Genomic DNA, 16,420 nt, shown 5'->3' with positions numbered 1-16,420 from the left:
CTACCAGTTCAGCTTGGCTCAACTGCTCGATTTCGGTTTTTTTCTGTTCTCTGGGGGGTGCAGGCTTTTTCATTCGTTTATTTTACCAGATGCTGCCATTGAATTTTTTTTGACCTGAATCCTTACGTTAGAAACAGGTGCTTTGCAGGATTGCAGCGGAATTGTGAAATATCGATCGGAGTTTAGTCTCTGCGAATAGCCAATAATACCACTTGCCTAGGTCTTAAAATTTATTTAAACGCTGCCTTTTCCCCTCTCCACCTTTGAACCGTGCAACACAAAAGCCGGAGTCAGAGCAGATTTGCCCTTCAAAGAAACAGCTCCCAAAGCCTCGCAATCGAAGTTTAGCCCGATCGACTCAAACACCCTTTCGCCAATCAAAATTTCATTTTCCCCCGCCTTGCTCATCAGCCTAGCAGCCGTATTCACCGTATCGCCGAGGATATTAAACTCCCTGCGCCCTCGCGGTTCCCCAACCTCAGCAGCAAACACAGGGCCCCGAGACAGCCCAATTTGACAGCTTACTTTCACATTTTCACCGCCGATAACGATCGGAGGTAAACTGGCAATTAGATCCCGGATCGCGATCGCCGCACTCGCCGCGCGACTTGGATCGTCGGTATGAACGTCCGGTACACCAAAATAAATCAATATATCCGAACCATCCAAATGCGCCGTTACTTTTTGCAGCACCCCCCCTTTCGCGGACACCACAGCATCAATTAGCGCAAACACCCGAGAACATCCCAGTACCAGATTAGCTTCCTCGGCTGGCGTTGCTTTGTCCACCAACTCCGGTAAACCGATCAAGTTGACAAACATCACCGTCGGTTCGGGAAAATCCGGCGGGATTTTCCGCCTGTCGGCATTTTCAACCAGCAGTCTCAAGATGGTTTTGGGAATATAACTAGCAAGGGGTTCAACCCGCTTCACGGCTTCCTCGATTTCGCTCACCAAACCCGATACCGTGCGATCGAGCAATATCGAACTTGGCATCCGCCGCCCAGTCAAAGTAATATCGTACTCTCCGAGTCGATCGTCCGTGAAATCATCTGCCACCAACAAATAACCCGGTTTCCACGATTCAAAACGAAATTGCTCTCCCAAAGACAAACTAGCAGTTTCAGTCAAACACACCCGCCCCACAGTCCCAGAACCCTCAGCCTGCTTGGCTTGCTGGACTGAATGCCCCAGCAGTACGTGAGCCATCCGCAGCGGTGTACCGATATCAGCACTAATATAGCGGCCGCAATGGATGCCCACCCGCATCTTCAAAGACAAAGCACCCCGCGCCGTTTCCATATTGGCAAATTTAGCCATCGCCCGCTGCATCCGCAAACCCGCCCGCACCGCCCTAGCTGTATCCTCCTCTCGATCGATCCCTCCCAGAAACTGCACCAGCAGCGCATCTCCTGTAAACTCCAGCAAATCCCCCCCCGACTTGCTGACGATTTCAATCATTGAGGCAAAATAGTCGTTAATCACCCCCAACAGCGTTTCAGCGCCCTTGCGCCCCTGGGCTGTGTTTGCTTCCAACAGCGACGTAAATCCAGCTAAATCGGTGAATAGCAAAGTGCCTGTTTGCCACTGGTAGCGCACCTCCCCAGGGTTTGGCGGAGAGTCAGACACAAGCCTGGGCACGTAGTCGTGGAGGATGTAGCGAAGAGTACGCAGGTGCTCGAAAACCCCGATTAACGTCGCGGGGGACGGATCTACCCACGCATCAGCATATAATTCAGACGAAAGGAGAGCTCGCAGTCGCAGTTCGATCGCAGCCAAGGGAGGATCGAAAGTTAATCTATTAATTTCCACCTAGTCTATTCTTAAAAAATAAGGTAAGTTCGATCGATCTCAAGCCAAAACCAATAGCTAGGCCTATACCATTATCATAAGTTTCCCGTGACCCGATACCAGCCCAACTCAGAACACCGGATAGAAATTTCTCAAAGTCACAGCTTGATCGCTCCCGATTTGATCCGAGTTGCTCGATCGGCCTATGGTATGTATTTGAAAGTGCATTCCGAGCAAATGCAACGTCCGGCGGGTGTAGTTGTCAGTCAAGGAAGCGATCGAGGTCAGCTAATTTTTGCCTCGCACCCCGTTTTGTTACCCGGTGAACGTTTTGTTACTTTTGACGAAATTGAATCTCAAATGTATTAGGCAGTTGACAGTTGACAGTTGACAGTTGACAGTTGACAGTTGACAGTTGGGCATGGGGAATTGGGCATGGGGAATTGGGCATGGGGAATTGGGCATGGGGAATTGGGCATTGGGAATTGGGCATTGGGAATTGGTGACAGTTTCAAATTAAAACACATCGCACAATTTCAAAAGAAAAGGTTCGTAGTGAGGACTTTAGTCCGCATCCAAATCAGAGAATTTGGTTCGATAGCTACAAATGTTACATAACACAATCTAACGACTAACGACTAACGACTAACGACTAATAACAAATAACAAATAACAAACAACAAATAACAAATAACAAATAACAAATAACAAATAACAAATAACAAATAACAAATAACAAATAACAACTTAATGGAAATAATATTTAATTCCCTTGTCACCGTCATCATCTTTACGATCGGCTCGGCGATCGGCAGCTTTCTAAATGTGGTAATCTATCGGTTGCCTGCGGGTTTGTCGGTGATACATCCTCCTTCTCGCTGTCCCAAATGTTTAAATCAACTCAGAACTTACGAAAATATACCCGTGTTCGGTTGGCTGTGGCTGCGGGGACGCTGCAATCACTGCCGCAGTCGGATTTCTGCCCGCTACCCCCTGGTGGAAGCAGCCATGGGTTTGCTGTTTTTGCTCATCTATGGGCAGTTTGGGGTGAGCGTGCAAACACTGGGGTTTTGGACTTTGTTTAGCTGGCTGTTGGCTTTGTCTTTGATTGACTGCGATACAATGACTTTGCCTAATTCTTTGACTCGATCGGGCTTGATACTCGGATTGGTTTTCCAAATCGCCAAGGGTTGGTGGCCGACATTTAACCCGATCGACTCCGTGCACTATCTGGTACTAGACGGAATTTTGGGAGCAGTTGTCGGATTGTGGCTGTTTGACGCGATCGGACTTGCAGGATCGATCGGCTTCGGGCAGACTGCTATGGGTGGCGGCGATACCAAATTAGCAGCCTTGATGGGAGCCTGGCTGGGCTGGAAACTCTTGCTGCTAGCGGCATTTATCGCTTGTTTAGCCGGGGCTTTGGTTGGTGGCTCTTCGATCGCGATCGGATTGCTCGATCGGCGTCAACCCATGCCCTTCGGCCCGTTTCTGGCTCTCGGTGCAGCCATTACGGCTCTCTGGGGAGAACCGATCTTATCTATTTACTTGCAGTTCTTTTTCCCGAATTAGGGTTTGGGATCTGCCCTTACAAAGCGCGATCGACCGCAATATCGTCTCAATAATTGGTAAAATTATTCCGTGCCTTGGATTACACTTACCGAAAGGCGAGAGGAAAGCCCCCCGACGACCGTCGTGGCGATGAACTCGGCTGCGACGACCGTCGCCTACAATCTTCAGATTGCCCTTGTTTATTCATTATTTTTGCGCTATAGTAGTTAGCGTAAGACCAAGTAAATCGATGCTAGTTTTTGAGTTCAAAACCTACGGAAATTTAGAGCAGTTCGCAGCTATTGACGAGGCAATTCGTACTGTGCAGTTTATTCGGAATAAGTGCATTCGTTTGTGGATGGACGCTCCGAAAACAGGAAAGTATGACTTGAGCAAACAAAGTGCGGTATTGGCTCGCGAGTTTTCGTTTGCGGACAAACTCAATTCAACCGCCCGTCAGGCAGCGACAGAACGTGCTTGGTCAGCAATCTCCCGTTTTTATGACAACTGCAAAGCCAAGATTTCTGGCAAAAAAGGATACCCAAAGTTCCAGAAAGATAATCGCTCGGTTGAATATAAAGCATCGGGATGGAAACTAGCTGACGATCGCAAATCGATAACGTTCACCGATAAAAATGGGATTGGTCGATTAAAAATGAAAGGCACTCGTGACCTAAATTTCTATCAACCAGACCAGATTAAACGGGTGAGATTGGTAAAGCGTGCGGATGGCTACTACGTTCAATTCTGCATCCAAATAGATCGAGAAGAAAAGATCCAACCAACTCATAAAACTATCGGTCTAGATGTTGGGCTAGAGTCTTTTTATACCGATTCCTTGGGCAACAAGGTTGAAAATCCTCGGTTTTACCGAACTGGCGAAAAAAAGATGAAACGGTCGCAAAGACTGGTTTCTCGCAAAGTCAAAGGCTCTAAAAATAGGCGTAAAGCTAGAGTCAAATTAGCTAGAGTTCACCTCAAAATAAGTAGGCAACGCAAAGACCATGCTATCAAACTGGCGCGGTGCGTAATCACATCTAACGATGTAGTGGTCTACGAAGATTTGCGGATTAAGAATCTAGTTAAAAATCATTGTCTAGCTAAGTCAATTAATGACGCTGGATGGTATCAATTTCGAGTTTGGCTAGAGTATTTTGGTAAGGTATTTAAACGGGCAACTATTGCGGTGAATCCTGCCTACACGTCCCAAGAATGCTCTAGCTGCGGCTCCATTGTGAAAAAGTCATTGTCTGCGCGCACTCATATTTGTCAATGTGGCTGTAAGTTAGATCGCGACCACAACGCTGGTATTAACATCCTTAACTCAGGATTGGGTACGGTAGGGCATACCGGAACCTTTGCGCTCGACGCAACCAACGCTTCTGGAGAACCGACCTCTATTCTAGTTGGTGCAAACCTAAAGAGGGTAAGTTGGCTCGCTGAGAGAAGAATCCCCCGCATTCATGCGCGGGGAGTGTCAAAACTACTAGCTTTCGCTGGGAAGCGGAATTGATGCAGCAAATCCTCGCTGCTCATCAAATCCCAGCTCGGATTGTTGACTTAGGCATAGCATCTTATTTAGGGGCAGGAAGTGCTACAGCCCTGCAAGTTCTTCCAGAACACCAGCAGACAGGATCGCTCCTCATCAGTCCGATTGAAGAGGAACCCGAATCTAACAGTTAACAGTCAACAGTCAACAGTCAACAGTCAACAGTTAACAATTACCAACTTTTAATGTCTCTATTTGATTGGTTTGCAAATCGACGAAAATCAGTACCGAACTCCCAAGAACGGCCGGAACGAGAAATTGCCGACGGACTTTGGAATAAATGCACAGCTTGCGATGCCCTGAGTTATACCAAAGACCTGCGAGCAAATCAAATGGTTTGCTTGGAATGCGGGCATCATATCAGAGTTTACAGTGACGATCGCATCGAGCAGTTGATCGACTCCAATACCTGGACACCCATTAACGGAAATCTCCAGGCCACCGATCCGCTGAAATTTCGCGATCGCAAAAAATATAGCGATCGACTCCGAGAATTTCAAGATAAAACAGGCCACCTAGACGCCGTAGAAACAGGCACCGGCCAAATCGAAAATTTGCCCGTCGCCCTCGGAGTCATGGAATTTCAGTTCATCGGCGGCAGCATGGGCTCAGTTGTCGGAGAAAAACTGACTCGCCTCATCGAACACGCCACGCGGGAACGCTTACCCGTACTAATTGTCTGCGCTTCCGGCGGTGCGAGAATGCAGGAAGGAATGCTCAGCCTCATGCAAATGGCTAAAATTTCCGGGGCTCTAGAGCGCCACCGGGAAGCGAGACTGCTTTACATCCCAATTTTGACCCACCCGACCACCGGCGGCGTCACCGCTAGTTTTGCCATGTTGGGAGACATTATAATTGCAGAGCCAAAAGCTACTGTAGCCTTTACGGGCGGCCGGGTAATCGAGCAAACTCTGCGCGAAAAGCTGCCGGAAAATTATCAAACTTCCGAATACTCTTTCGCCCACGGTTTTGTAGACTTGATCGTACCCCGAACTCAATTAAAGAAAACTCTGGCTGGGCTCATCAGCCTCCACCAGCCCCAACCGTTCTTGGCAGACTCGGAATTCCCCGCCCACGATGCTAGCGACAGCCACCACGCTGTGGCGGCACCGACTCACGCTTTCAAGCTTTCTCCCTAAGCTGCTGTGGCGGATGACTGCTGTCGCGAAGCGATCGAAATTTTAGACCAAAGCTCAAGCTCCACAAGACACCTGTGGAGTAAATCTTAAATCGAAAAATGGAAAATCGCCCCGTCTGTTGGTGAATCCCCCAAAGACGAAAACGTCAGAGGAATTCCCCAAAAACCATGGTTTCCACGAAAAACATGAAGTTTGGTAGCGAGAAATCCACGCAGATACGGGGTTTTTAGCCCTGCACGCCTAAGTCCTATTGATAATAAAGACGCGGCAATGGGATGATATTGGTTGGAAGTTGATCGAGTGTGATGTTTGGATGAGCAAAAATGCTTAGTGTTAGTTAGTGGTTAGTTAGCTGGCGATCGCACAAAATCTCAGAACAAACTAACAGATGACAGCTAACAGCGCTTTGTTAAAATGTCCACCTTTCATTCAATAGCCGTCAACTCAATTCTGACCCGTCAGCGACCTGAAAATTATGGGTTTTGCAGACCTGTCCATCGCAGAAATAGCAGAAGACTTCAACGTCCCTGTTGAAGACGTGCTCCGCTTGTGTGATGAGCTGGAAATTGCTTACAAACACCCTCAAACCCGTTTGGCTTTGGAAGATGTTAAGGCAATTATGTCCGCTCTCGAAAAAAGGCGCGACTCAAAACTTCTGGCAGATTAGATCGATCGCAAAATTCCTATTCCTCTACCTTTAAAGGTATGGCTGCACAAACTTTCGCCAGTTGTCGCCAAACAAAGGAATTTTGAACAGAAATCTGTTTGCCAGCTATACTCTTTTAGCGTTCAATAATTTGCCGGATTTTTTTAAGGAGAACCATGCTTAAAAGATATTTCATTGCTCTGACCGCTGTATTCTTGACATTTCAGTTATTTGTCAGCAGCGCGATGGCAGTCGAACTGAGCCCTGAAGTTCGCACTTTGCCTTTGAATGACAAAGGTGATTCAGTAGTGCTGAGCCTCAAACAAGTCCAGCAAGGCAAACGCCAGTTCCAAAATACTTGTGCTCAATGTCACGCTGCCGGCATGACAAAAACTGACCCCAACCTCAACTTGAGTCCGGAAACTCTGGCTTTGGCCAACCCACCCCGCAATAATATTGAGTCGCTGGTGGACTATATGAAAAATCCCACGACTTATGACGGGTTTCAAGAAATTTCGGAAGTGCATCCGAGCATGAAGAGTGCCGATATTTTCCCTGAGATGAGAAATCTCTCGGATGAAGATTTGTACGCGATCGCCGGTCATATTCTGTTGCAGCCGAAAATTATCTCCCGCCAGTGGGCTGGTGGTAAAGGCGCTCGCTAATCAATGTGAAATTTGAGATTTTGGATTTTGGATTGAGAGGGGCTGGGATTTGGCAAGGATTGCTCGCTCGCCGTTTTTCTACCTAAAATCTGAAATCTCAAATTTACCTATGGTTGATTGATTCTCCCCAGTCGAAGTCCCTGACTTGAGCTAGCGGACTGGTTGATACTGACTTTCGTCAGAGCGCAACAAAAAAAATCGATTGTACGAGCAAATGTTACTGAATTATTGACTTTTCTACGCTCTTATGCTGCATCGTGGTGTTTTTGTCTCCTTTGTGTTGGGGATGTTAATTATTTTGCAGCTCCTGCTGCTGGCTCCTCAACCTGTTTTGGCTGCTGGCGATACTTACGTGAATAGATATTTACAAGCCAAAGAACCTGTAGCACTCGAATTAGACGGTAAGGGAAACACTCGGTTGTTTTCAGCTCAGGATTTTTCTGCGGGCAAAGTGTTGTTCGAGCAAAATTGCATGAATTGCCACGTCGGAGGAGCAACTTTGCCCGATCCGATGATATCTCTGTCTTTGGCCGACCTCCAGGGGGCAACGCCTCCCCGCACCAACATCAATGGTTTGGTGTCATATCTGAGAGAACCGATGACTTATGACGGCAGTGAGGAAACTTTTTGGTGCCGCCAAGTACCCGAAAGCTGGATGCAACAGACTGAGGTTGAAAATTTGGCTGCTTTTGTGATTCGGGCTGCTCAGAAAGCTCCAGGCTGGGGCGTGGATAATTTTGAGAGTTGAACTCCCACTGCCAAAAAGTGGTAAATTATTCGGGAGAAAGCAATCGCGTAGTCGCGATCGCGCCTGTTTTAACGGGTAAAATAACTAAAGAATCATTCTTTGTGTGTCCATTAGAGGAGAACTGCGTTGAAAAGACTCTTATCGATCGCCTTGTTAGCGTTCACAATTTTCACTTTCGGCTTCAGCAGCCCTGCTCTGGCTGGAGATGCTGCTAAAGGAGCTAAAATCTTCAGCAACAACTGTTCTGCTTGTCACATCGGTGGCGGCAACGTCGTTATGGCAATGAAAACCTTGAAAAAAGGCGCTCTTGAGAAGTATGGCATGAATTCTATCGAAGCTATTACGACTCAGGTAACTAAGGGCAAAAATGCTATGCCTGCTTTCGGCGGCCGCTTGAAGCCCGACCAAATCGAGGATGTAGCAACCTACGTGCTAGAACAATCTGAGAAAGACTGGAAAGGCTAAACTGCCTCTTTGAAGTCGGACAACCTGGGCGGACTTGATTTAATTTTAAAACTTGTCTTCCCGATCGCACCCTCTCTCTCCCTTTGGTAAATAAATCTCGGTTTGCAGCGATCTTAACCTATTTGTCCAAGCTCGCCAGAAATCAGATTTTTATTAGCCCAAGGGTGGGGGAGGGAAATTTTATTTTAGATTTTAGATTGAAGATTGAAGATTGCTAATTTTGTATAAATTGCCAAGCACAGGACATTAATAGTACCGACGCATGGGGACAAGAAACCCGGTTTCTCAGAAAATTTTGCGACTAAAAACGAGAAATATCTGAAGAAACCGGGTTTCTGAGATCGCAAGTAACAGGGCCTCCCTATGGGGACAAGAAACCCGGTTTCTCAGAAAATTTTGGGACGAAAAACGAGAAATACTCAGAAACCGCGTCGATCGAATTAGCACGCGATCGCAAATTAATTAGTAAAACCTGACTTTGGATAAATTGTCAAGCACTTTTCATTAAGATTTATTAATGCTGAGGTTTATCAATGAAAAGTGTGTGCTAGGATGTAACACCTTATTAGAAAAGCTTTGAAATCAAAATTAAAGTCGATCGCGAAAGTGGACTCTACATCAAGCAAGAACCTAAAAAAATCAAGCATGAACGTCAAAACATCAGCAAAAGTTAAAACTCAAGTTAAAACTCTCGGAGACGCAGCCTCTGGTGCGATCGAGAAATATTTCCGCAAAGCAGTAGAGCACGAGGCTGAAGTTCTCAAAGATAAAGATGCAGAAGAACTTCATCAAATGCGAGTCGGAATGCGGCGTTTGCGATCGGCAATAACAGGTTTTGCTCCGGTTTTAGACTTGCCAAAAGCAGCTTCTGAACGCAAAATTGGTAAGGTGGGGCGGATTCTGGGATCGCTCAGAGATTTGGATGTGATGCTCGAAAGTCTCCAAAACCACTATTACCCGAATTTGCCAAGTGACGAACAGGAAGTTTTGGATGAGGCTTTGTTGAGTTTGCTCAAACAGCGGCGTCGGGCTTTGAAAGCGGTGAAGGCTGTTTTGGAACACAAAAGTTACCAGTCGCTGAAAGAGTCGATCGAGAATTGGGTAGAAAAACCGCAGTTTCGGGCGATCGAACATTTGCCAATTGCCGAGGTTGTACCAGATTTGCTGTTACCTCAAATCAGTGAGTTTTTCCTGCATCCAGCTTGGCTGCTGGGCACCGAATATGAGGATGGCAAAGTTAAAGTTGCTGATGATTTGACTGAGTCGGCTGTGGAAGAAAAGCTAGCAGCAGAGGGAACTATTCTGCACGATTTGCGGAAGCAAGCTAAGCGGGTTCGATATTTGATGAATCTGTTTGGTGATTTTTACGGGGAGAGTTACGAAGCTTATGTCGAAGATGTAAAAGCTATTCAGGAATGTTTGGGCGACATTCAAGACTCTGAAGTTTTAGGGGAGTTTCTGACAGATTTTGTCGATCGCGATTTGCAAAAAGAGTTGCCGCAACTAGCTGGTTTGTTGGCCCAAAAACGCTACGAGGCTTGGCAAAAATGGCAGGTTTTGCAGCACAAGTATTTGAAATCGGAAATTAGGCAAGATTTGCGATCGACTTTAATTCATCCTGTGGTTGCAGGTGCTAAGAGTGATTAGTCTCAGAAAAAGTAAATTTTCCGGGTGAAGAAAGTGCGATCGGCTGCGGGAACTAGAAGCCGGACACGGCAATGCCATGTCCTACAAATATAGCCTACAATAACAGATATTCGTAGGAAAACGGCAATTCCGTGTCCTTCATCGTGTAACTTAAGAAAGGGCGATCGCGCTTTGGGAAGGAAAAGGGCGATCGCCCGATTTGCCAAAATAATGATTAGAGTGAAAACTAAGTAAGCATTGTAAAAATACGCCTCGTATCTTTACAACAATGTATCTTTACAACAATCGTTTATTGGGGAAAAGATATTTATGTGGCAGAATGCCCTGAAGTGGGAACAGCTAGCCCGGGTGAAACTATTGAATAAGCGATTGCCAATCTGAAAGAATCAACAGAACTCTATTTACACGAATTCTCTGATGTCAGATTTGTTATTTCCTACCTTTCTAGCATACCTGAAATTGTATTTATTTACCATAAAGAATTGATTAAAAGCCTCTCCTTTTGAGGAAGAAATTAAAATCAGACTATTCATTACTTCAATCCTCTTCCTTCTAGGTAGAGGTCGCTCTCCCATGGTCAACTGTCAACTGTCAACTGTCAACTGTCAACTGTTCAACAGCGCTTCAATCAAACTTTTCCAGTTTCTAAGGGTGTTTTTTTCGGACAAATATCATCATCGTACCAACCAGTCAAAGCCACGGCTAAAGCATCTGCCGCATCATCAGGTTTCGGAATATAACCCAACTCCAACTCCCGCGCCACTGCCTCTTGTACTTCCGATTTATCAGCATTGCCGCGGCCAGTCAAAGCTTGCTTAATTTGAGCAGGCGTAAACTCAAACAGTGGCACACCACACTGAGCCAATACTAGCGTCAAAACGCCCCGTGCTTGGGCTACAAGTATAGTATTTCCCATTTTGTAAAAAAACAATTTTTCGGCAATTGCCAAATCTGGTTTTACCTCGTCAATTACCGTATGTAAATCTTCATAAATAGTTTTTAACCGCTGTCCCATTTCCTGCTTTGGCGTTGTTTTAATCACGCCGCAATCAATCAGGGAAACGCTATTCTCGTCTTGTTTTTCGGGGTTGATATGACAAGAAATCGCACCATACCCAAGATTTGCCAAGCCCGGATCTAATCCTAAAATTCGTGTTTTCATTCACAATTATTGATTGTTTGTCTAATGTCAAATGCGATCGCACCCGAAAACCTTCCACATACATTCTCACTTTCTAATTATTCCATTTTTAAATCTAAAATCCGGTAAGTGGCTATGTATTTAAATTGTATCTCTTGATGACCATCACAAATCGTCCAATTCTCTCCCCAAGTTCCCTTCTGCCATAGAGTTATCGATAGTCATACACAATTTAGATGCACAACAGCTTAGGATTTTTGCATAAAAGATGGAGGTATCCTCACTGAACTCTATAGTATTATACTTATTATGCAGGAATACCAAAAATAGTTGTTAATTTTTCGGTTGCCAAACTTTTGTCACCTCAGCGATATTAGTAATATCAAGTCCGGTTCTTGAAAATGCGGACTAAAGTCCTCACTACGAACCATATTGCCCAAAAAATATGCTGACAGATGATTTAATGTATCGAGCACTTGTTGACAAAGATGTTTCCTACGAAGGAACTTTTTTTGCAGCAGTAAAAACCACTGGTGTTTTTTGTCGCCCAACTTGTACCGCACGGAAACCTAAAAAAGAAAATGTAGAATTTTTCCCAACTGCTAAAGAAGCGATACTTCACGGTTACAGAGCCTGTAAGGTTTGCAAACCTTTGGAAATGCTGAATGCAACACCCGATCGCATTCAAGCTATTCTACGCGAAATCGGCAACAATCCCGCCACAAAATTGACAGATTTGGATTTGGCTTCCCGAGGCATTGAGCCAAGTCAAATCCGCCGCTGGTTTTTGAAGAATCACGGCATTACTTTTCATGCTTACCAAAGAATGTTGCGGATAAATTCAGCTTTTAAGAAAATTCAAAATGGCGAAACAGTTACTGCTACAGCCTACAATAGTGGCTATGAATCGCTCAGCGGTTTTAACGATTCATTTAAATCTATTTTGGGCGTGTCGCCATCAAATAGCAAAACCAAACAAGTAATAGATCTTACTAGATTGGAAACTCCCTTAGGAACTATGTTCGCCTGTGCAGTTGCACAAGGTATTTGCCTTTTAGAATTTACCGATCGCAAAATGATTGAGAGGCAGTTTCAGTCATTGACTAAACTTTTAGATGCGACTGTACTGCAAGGCACAAACAAACATTTTGATTTGTTACAATCACAACTAAATGAGTATTTTGCAGGCCAGCGAAAAGAGTTTTCAGTGCCGCTATTCACACCGGGAACGGAATTTCAGCAGGCAGTTTGGCAAGAGTTACAAAATATTCCCTATGGTGCAACTTGTTCGTATCAACAACAAGCTTCTGCATTGCAAAATCCTCAAGCTGTTCGTGCAGTGGCAAATGCTAACGGCAAAAACAGAATTTGTATTGTGATTCCTTGTCATCGAGTAATTGGATCTGATGGCACATTAACAGGTTACGCGGGCGGTTTGTGGCGAAAAAAATGGTTGCTCGATTTGGAAGCAAAAAATCGTCGATCGTGAATTAATACCATTTATAGCGGTTCTCAGAAAGATCGGGTACGTTGTTGGGCTTCAGCCCTTTTATTCTGGGTGGTTATGTAGGCTGTCAGTCATACCTCATCTTTTTGAAAAAGGCTATATATGTGTACACACAATCTTCGAGTAAGTAAGGTGCGTCGCTCATCGATTGTCGCTGTTGTTTTGGATTTAAGGTAGCGACGCACCCTACAGCTACTGCAATCTTAATCTGTAATACTAATATATCGATGCTGATTCTTGATTCGCTCAATCCAATTTTTAATTGCCCCAAACCCCGTCAAATCAAATCCGCCTTCCCCAGCAACGTGAGTGTAAGCAAATAAACCGATATCAGCAATAGAATAGCGATCGCCCACAAAAAAGTCATTTTTCTCTAAATGCTGTTCCATCACCCCCAAAGCAGCATAACCCGGTGCTTGTTTCTGTTGCAGTGCATCTTGATATTCCTGTGCTTTCCCTGTCAAATACCAAAAACGAGAAGTTGCAATAAAAGGTTCGTGACTGTACTGTTCAAAAAACAACCACTGCATCACTTGAGCTCGTTCAAATTTATCGCTGGGGAAAAACTCAGTTTCTTCGCTCAAGTAAAACATAATGGCATTCGATTCAAAGAGAAACTTACCCGGTGCAATCTCTAAAACCGGAATCCGCCCGTTAGGGTTTTTTACCAAAAATTCGGGTGTGCGACTTTCTTTTTGGAGAATATTAATTTCTGTGCGATCGAACGGAATATTGAGCCCAGTTAAGAGCAAGCGAACTTTATAGCAATTGCCTGAGGGCGAATATTCGTAGAGTTTGAACATAATTATCCTTGTTTTGAACTAACCGCAAATTACACAGATCGAGAAAGTATAAAGTTCGTAGTGCGGACTTAAGTCCGCAATAAATAAGGTTCGTAGTGCGGACTTAAGTCCGCAATAAATAAGGTTCGTAGTGCGGACTTAAGTCCGCAATAAATAAGGTTCGTAGTGAGGACTTCAGTCCGCATAGTTCATACTGCTTTCAGATTCGATATCATATGTCGCTGAAGTAACTTACCAACAATAGCGATACCCCGTTCAATTTCTTCAGGCAAAAGAGAGAAATTCAATCGCATGGCTGGATAGCCTTTGCGATCGGCAAAAAATGCTGTGCCGCAAGCAATCAAAATACCCTGAGATAAAGCCTCTTGGCAAATTTTTTGCACGGACAAGCAATTTGGCAAGTGCACCCACAAAAACAATCCTCCTTCAGGGACTGTCCAACTGGCTTCCTGGGGAAAGTAACGCTCCAAAGCTTGCAGCATCGCATTTCGACTCTGCAAGTTTTGCATCCGAATCTGATTCAAATGTCGGCGGTAATGACCGGAAGCCAGATATTCACTAACTATTGCCTGAGAAATAGTTGATACGTGAAAATCGTGCAATAATTTTTGTCTCATAATAGCCTGATATTCGACATCTGGAACGATCATCCAACCAACTCGCAGGCCTGGAATTATAGTTTTGGAGAAAGTTCCAATATATGTTACCAGGTTTTGCTGGTCAAAGGCTTTGATGGGTGCCGGAACAGGCAGAAAATTTAGTCCTTCGTAAGCGTTATCTTCTAAAATGGCGCATTCATATTGACTGGCTAATGCTAATAACTGCTGGCGGTGAGTTTGAGAAGTTGTCAGTCCAGTAGGATTGTGCAGCGTGCTGATCGTGTAAATTAATTTAGGGCGGTGAGTCTGGAGACAAGATTCTAGGATAGCTAAATTCATCCCTTCGACCGTCATGGGAATGCCGACAATTTTAGCTCCTATATCTTCTAAAATAGCAACTGCTCCGTGATAAGTTGGTGCTTCTACAATTACCCGATCGCCACTTCGGACATAGTGACGCATCGCCAAAGACAATCCCTGCTGAGATCCGTTAGTCAGAATCAATTGTTCAGGAGCAACATCGAGTCCTTGTTGCACCAACATTTGAGCAATTTGTTGCTGCAAAATCGGCTGTCCCCCAGGAAAACCGTATCTGAAGAGTGTATCTCCGGCTTCGGTGACGGCTCGTCTGGCGATTTTTTGCAAGTCTTGCAATCCCCAAGGACGGGGAAAACCAGAGCTAAAGTCAGTAATTCCTGTTTGCGATTGTACCTGAATTGAAGCCAAGAAGCTATCGCAAAAACGGCCTCCATCTTTGTCGGGGACGATCGCATCTTGAAGGGACGGAAAAGCTGTTCCCAGTCTCGGGGTGGGCACTGTTTGATGGCTGACAAAGTATCCTGAGCCTTGGCGAGCATAAATCAAGTTATCTGCTTCTAAAACGCCGTAAGCTTCAATGACTGTCAATCGGGCCACTTGCAAGGTGTTAGCTAGCGATCGAATCGAAGGCAAGCGTTGTCCAGGTGGTAATGTCCCAGACTGGATCAGTCGCTTGAGGCGATCGCGAATCTGCAAGTAAATCGGTTTGGGAGATTGTCTGTCTAGGGGTATTTTCACAGCACATATTCGATCGTGACACTACGGGGCGATCGCAATTTTCAATTCAATAAAATACAAGACACAGCTCTACCGCGTCCTAACCGAAAACCGCTCTAGCCACACTATAAGCGATTACTCTGTCCAATTGCCCAGTACAGTTTTCAGATATTTTACCAAAACAGTTGGTGGACTGAGAAACTGTACCGCTCAAAGTTTCCCAAACCGTATCTTCACAAATTCCAGTTTTTTGATTAAAGTGAATTAATACTTCTATTTGAGAGCAAAATGCTTTTGTAAAAAGCGTTTTTTAGGAGTGCAAGTTTAAGAGTTCGCTTGCTCATCTAGCAAGTTGGTTGTGGGAACACAACCTTAGGGATAATTTGCAGTTTTCAAGGAACTTATAGCCCTTCTCAGATAGGTGAGGTATGTTGTTGGGCTTCAGCCCTCTTTGTCTAAGCGGTTATATAAGCTGTTAGTCATACCTCATCTTTTTGAGAAAGGCTATATTTAACCAGTTCCTAAGGATATTGAGGAAAAATTTGTAACTTTTTGATTGTTAATCATCAAGGAGATGCTATGGTTCAAATATATTCCAAATGTGCAACGCCCGTTAGCGGAGCCCTCGAAAAGGATCGCATAATCCTCCTGAAAAACGAGGTGTACAGCTTGCCTCAAACTCATCGAGAAGTTCAAGTTGTGTCAGGAATTGCTTGGATTACAGTTGACAAACAGGACATCATCTTGCACAGTCCAGAAACAATATCGCTTCCACCCAGCAAAAACATTGCTGTCATCTCCGCTCTCAACAATATGCCGCTGATTCTGGCAGTCTGTTAGACAGTTGACAGTTGACAGTTGACAGTTGACAGTTGACAGTTGTAGGGGCAGTGCCCCCGGGAGAACCCTATACAATTGACAATTGACAGTTGACAATTTTACAGCAGCCTCTACCTATAAGTCCGAGTATTGGAGTAATGAATAGTCTGATTTTAAGGGAGCATCCCAATTTGGTAAAAAGCGTTTTTTACACAGTGCGAGCGTCTCGCTCGCGAACACTGCCGCGAGCGTCTCGCTCGCACTGCTGCGATCCAAATATATAGCCTTTCTCAAAAAGATGAGGTATAATTGACA

16 protein-coding genes are annotated in these 16,420 nt (G+C 44.9%); 12 read left to right on the top strand and 4 right to left on the bottom strand.

Features of this window, described 5'->3' with window-relative positions:
* Window positions 1-234: 234 nt before the first annotated feature.
* Complete coding sequence (locus QZ918_RS26410; protein ID WP_293340370.1) at window positions 235-1,812, bottom strand: adenylate/guanylate cyclase domain-containing protein; 1,578 nt, start codon at window positions 1,810-1,812, stop codon at window positions 235-237.
* A gap of 87 nt (window positions 1,813-1,899) precedes the next feature.
* Between QZ918_RS26410 and QZ918_RS26405 the strand changes: the two genes are divergently transcribed.
* From QZ918_RS26405 to QZ918_RS26360, 10 genes are all read left to right on the top strand, one after another.
* Window positions 1,900-2,160 carry a hypothetical protein gene (locus QZ918_RS26405; RefSeq protein WP_293186221.1) on the top strand — a complete coding sequence of 87 codons (261 nt, stop codon included), beginning with the start codon at window positions 1,900-1,902 and terminating at the stop codon, window positions 2,158-2,160.
* Window positions 2,161-2,541: 381 nt separating this feature from the next.
* Window positions 2,542-3,363, top strand: a complete 822-nt coding sequence (locus QZ918_RS26400; protein ID WP_293340368.1) for a prepilin peptidase — start codon at window positions 2,542-2,544, stop codon at window positions 3,361-3,363.
* A gap of 229 nt (window positions 3,364-3,592) precedes the next feature.
* Window positions 3,593-4,855 carry an RNA-guided endonuclease InsQ/TnpB family protein gene (locus tag QZ918_RS26395; RefSeq protein ID WP_293340366.1) on the top strand — a complete coding sequence of 421 codons (1,263 nt, stop codon included), beginning with the start codon at window positions 3,593-3,595 and terminating at the stop codon, window positions 4,853-4,855.
* Window positions 4,855-5,025 (top strand): hypothetical protein, encoded by a 171-nt coding sequence (locus QZ918_RS26390; RefSeq protein ID WP_293340363.1) that lies wholly within the window; start codon window positions 4,855-4,857, stop codon window positions 5,023-5,025. The genes QZ918_RS26395 and QZ918_RS26390 overlap by 1 nt, the downstream gene beginning before the upstream one ends.
* 51 nt (window positions 5,026-5,076) lie before the next feature.
* A complete protein-coding gene (gene accD / locus QZ918_RS26385; protein WP_293340361.1) occupies window positions 5,077-6,030 on the top strand; it encodes an acetyl-CoA carboxylase, carboxyltransferase subunit beta in 954 nt (317 codons plus the stop codon).
* A gap of 475 nt (window positions 6,031-6,505) precedes the next feature.
* Entirely contained in the window at window positions 6,506-6,697 is a 192-nt protein-coding gene (locus QZ918_RS26380; protein ID WP_293340358.1) for a translation initiation factor IF-2, read from the top strand.
* Between the two features lie 155 nt (window positions 6,698-6,852).
* Window positions 6,853-7,341, top strand: coding sequence for a photosystem II cytochrome c-550 (gene psbV, locus QZ918_RS26375; RefSeq protein WP_293340356.1), 489 nt, complete (start codon window positions 6,853-6,855; stop codon window positions 7,339-7,341).
* Window positions 7,342-7,588: 247 nt separating this feature from the next.
* Window positions 7,589-8,089, top strand: a complete 501-nt coding sequence (psbV2, locus tag QZ918_RS26370) for a photosystem II cytochrome PsbV2 (protein WP_293340353.1) — start codon at window positions 7,589-7,591, stop codon at window positions 8,087-8,089.
* A 126-nt stretch (window positions 8,090-8,215) separates the two neighbouring features.
* On the top strand, window positions 8,216-8,554 hold the full coding sequence (gene petJ / locus QZ918_RS26365) for a cytochrome c6 PetJ (RefSeq protein ID WP_293156452.1): 339 nt from the start codon (window positions 8,216-8,218) through the stop codon (window positions 8,552-8,554).
* Window positions 8,555-9,199: 645 nt separating this feature from the next.
* A complete protein-coding gene (locus tag QZ918_RS26360; protein ID WP_293340350.1) occupies window positions 9,200-10,201 on the top strand; it encodes a CHAD domain-containing protein in 1,002 nt (333 codons plus the stop codon).
* Between the two features lie 628 nt (window positions 10,202-10,829).
* On the opposite strand, the gene ruvC is transcribed toward QZ918_RS26360, so the two are convergent.
* Window positions 10,830-11,363: a crossover junction endodeoxyribonuclease RuvC gene (ruvC, locus tag QZ918_RS26355; protein WP_293340347.1), complete on the bottom strand. Its 534-nt coding sequence runs from the start codon at window positions 11,361-11,363 to the stop codon at window positions 10,830-10,832.
* A gap of 424 nt (window positions 11,364-11,787) precedes the next feature.
* On the opposite strand from ruvC, the gene QZ918_RS26350 reads away from it, so the two are divergent.
* Window positions 11,788-12,831, top strand: coding sequence for a bifunctional transcriptional activator/DNA repair enzyme AdaA (locus tag QZ918_RS26350; RefSeq protein ID WP_293340344.1), 1,044 nt, complete (start codon window positions 11,788-11,790; stop codon window positions 12,829-12,831).
* Window positions 12,832-13,052: 221 nt separating this feature from the next.
* On the opposite strand, the gene QZ918_RS26345 is transcribed toward QZ918_RS26350, so the two are convergent.
* Window positions 13,053-13,652: a glutathione S-transferase family protein gene (locus QZ918_RS26345; protein WP_293340341.1), complete on the bottom strand. Its 600-nt coding sequence runs from the start codon at window positions 13,650-13,652 to the stop codon at window positions 13,053-13,055.
* Between the two features lie 188 nt (window positions 13,653-13,840).
* A complete protein-coding gene (locus QZ918_RS26340; RefSeq protein WP_293340338.1) occupies window positions 13,841-15,307 on the bottom strand; it encodes an aminotransferase-like domain-containing protein in 1,467 nt (488 codons plus the stop codon).
* Between the two features lie 558 nt (window positions 15,308-15,865).
* On the opposite strand from QZ918_RS26340, the gene QZ918_RS26335 reads away from it, so the two are divergent.
* A complete protein-coding gene (locus tag QZ918_RS26335; protein WP_293340335.1) occupies window positions 15,866-16,126 on the top strand; it encodes a hypothetical protein in 261 nt (86 codons plus the stop codon).
* Window positions 16,127-16,420 lie beyond the last annotated feature (294 nt).

This window comes from Microcoleus sp. CAWBG58 (assembly GCF_020883045.1).
In the GTDB taxonomy this organism is placed as follows: Bacteria; Cyanobacteriota; Cyanobacteriia; order Cyanobacteriales; family Microcoleaceae; genus Microcoleus.
The sequence above is the reverse complement of the archived record's forward strand: the minus strand, read 5'-3'. Positions and strand labels throughout refer to the sequence as shown.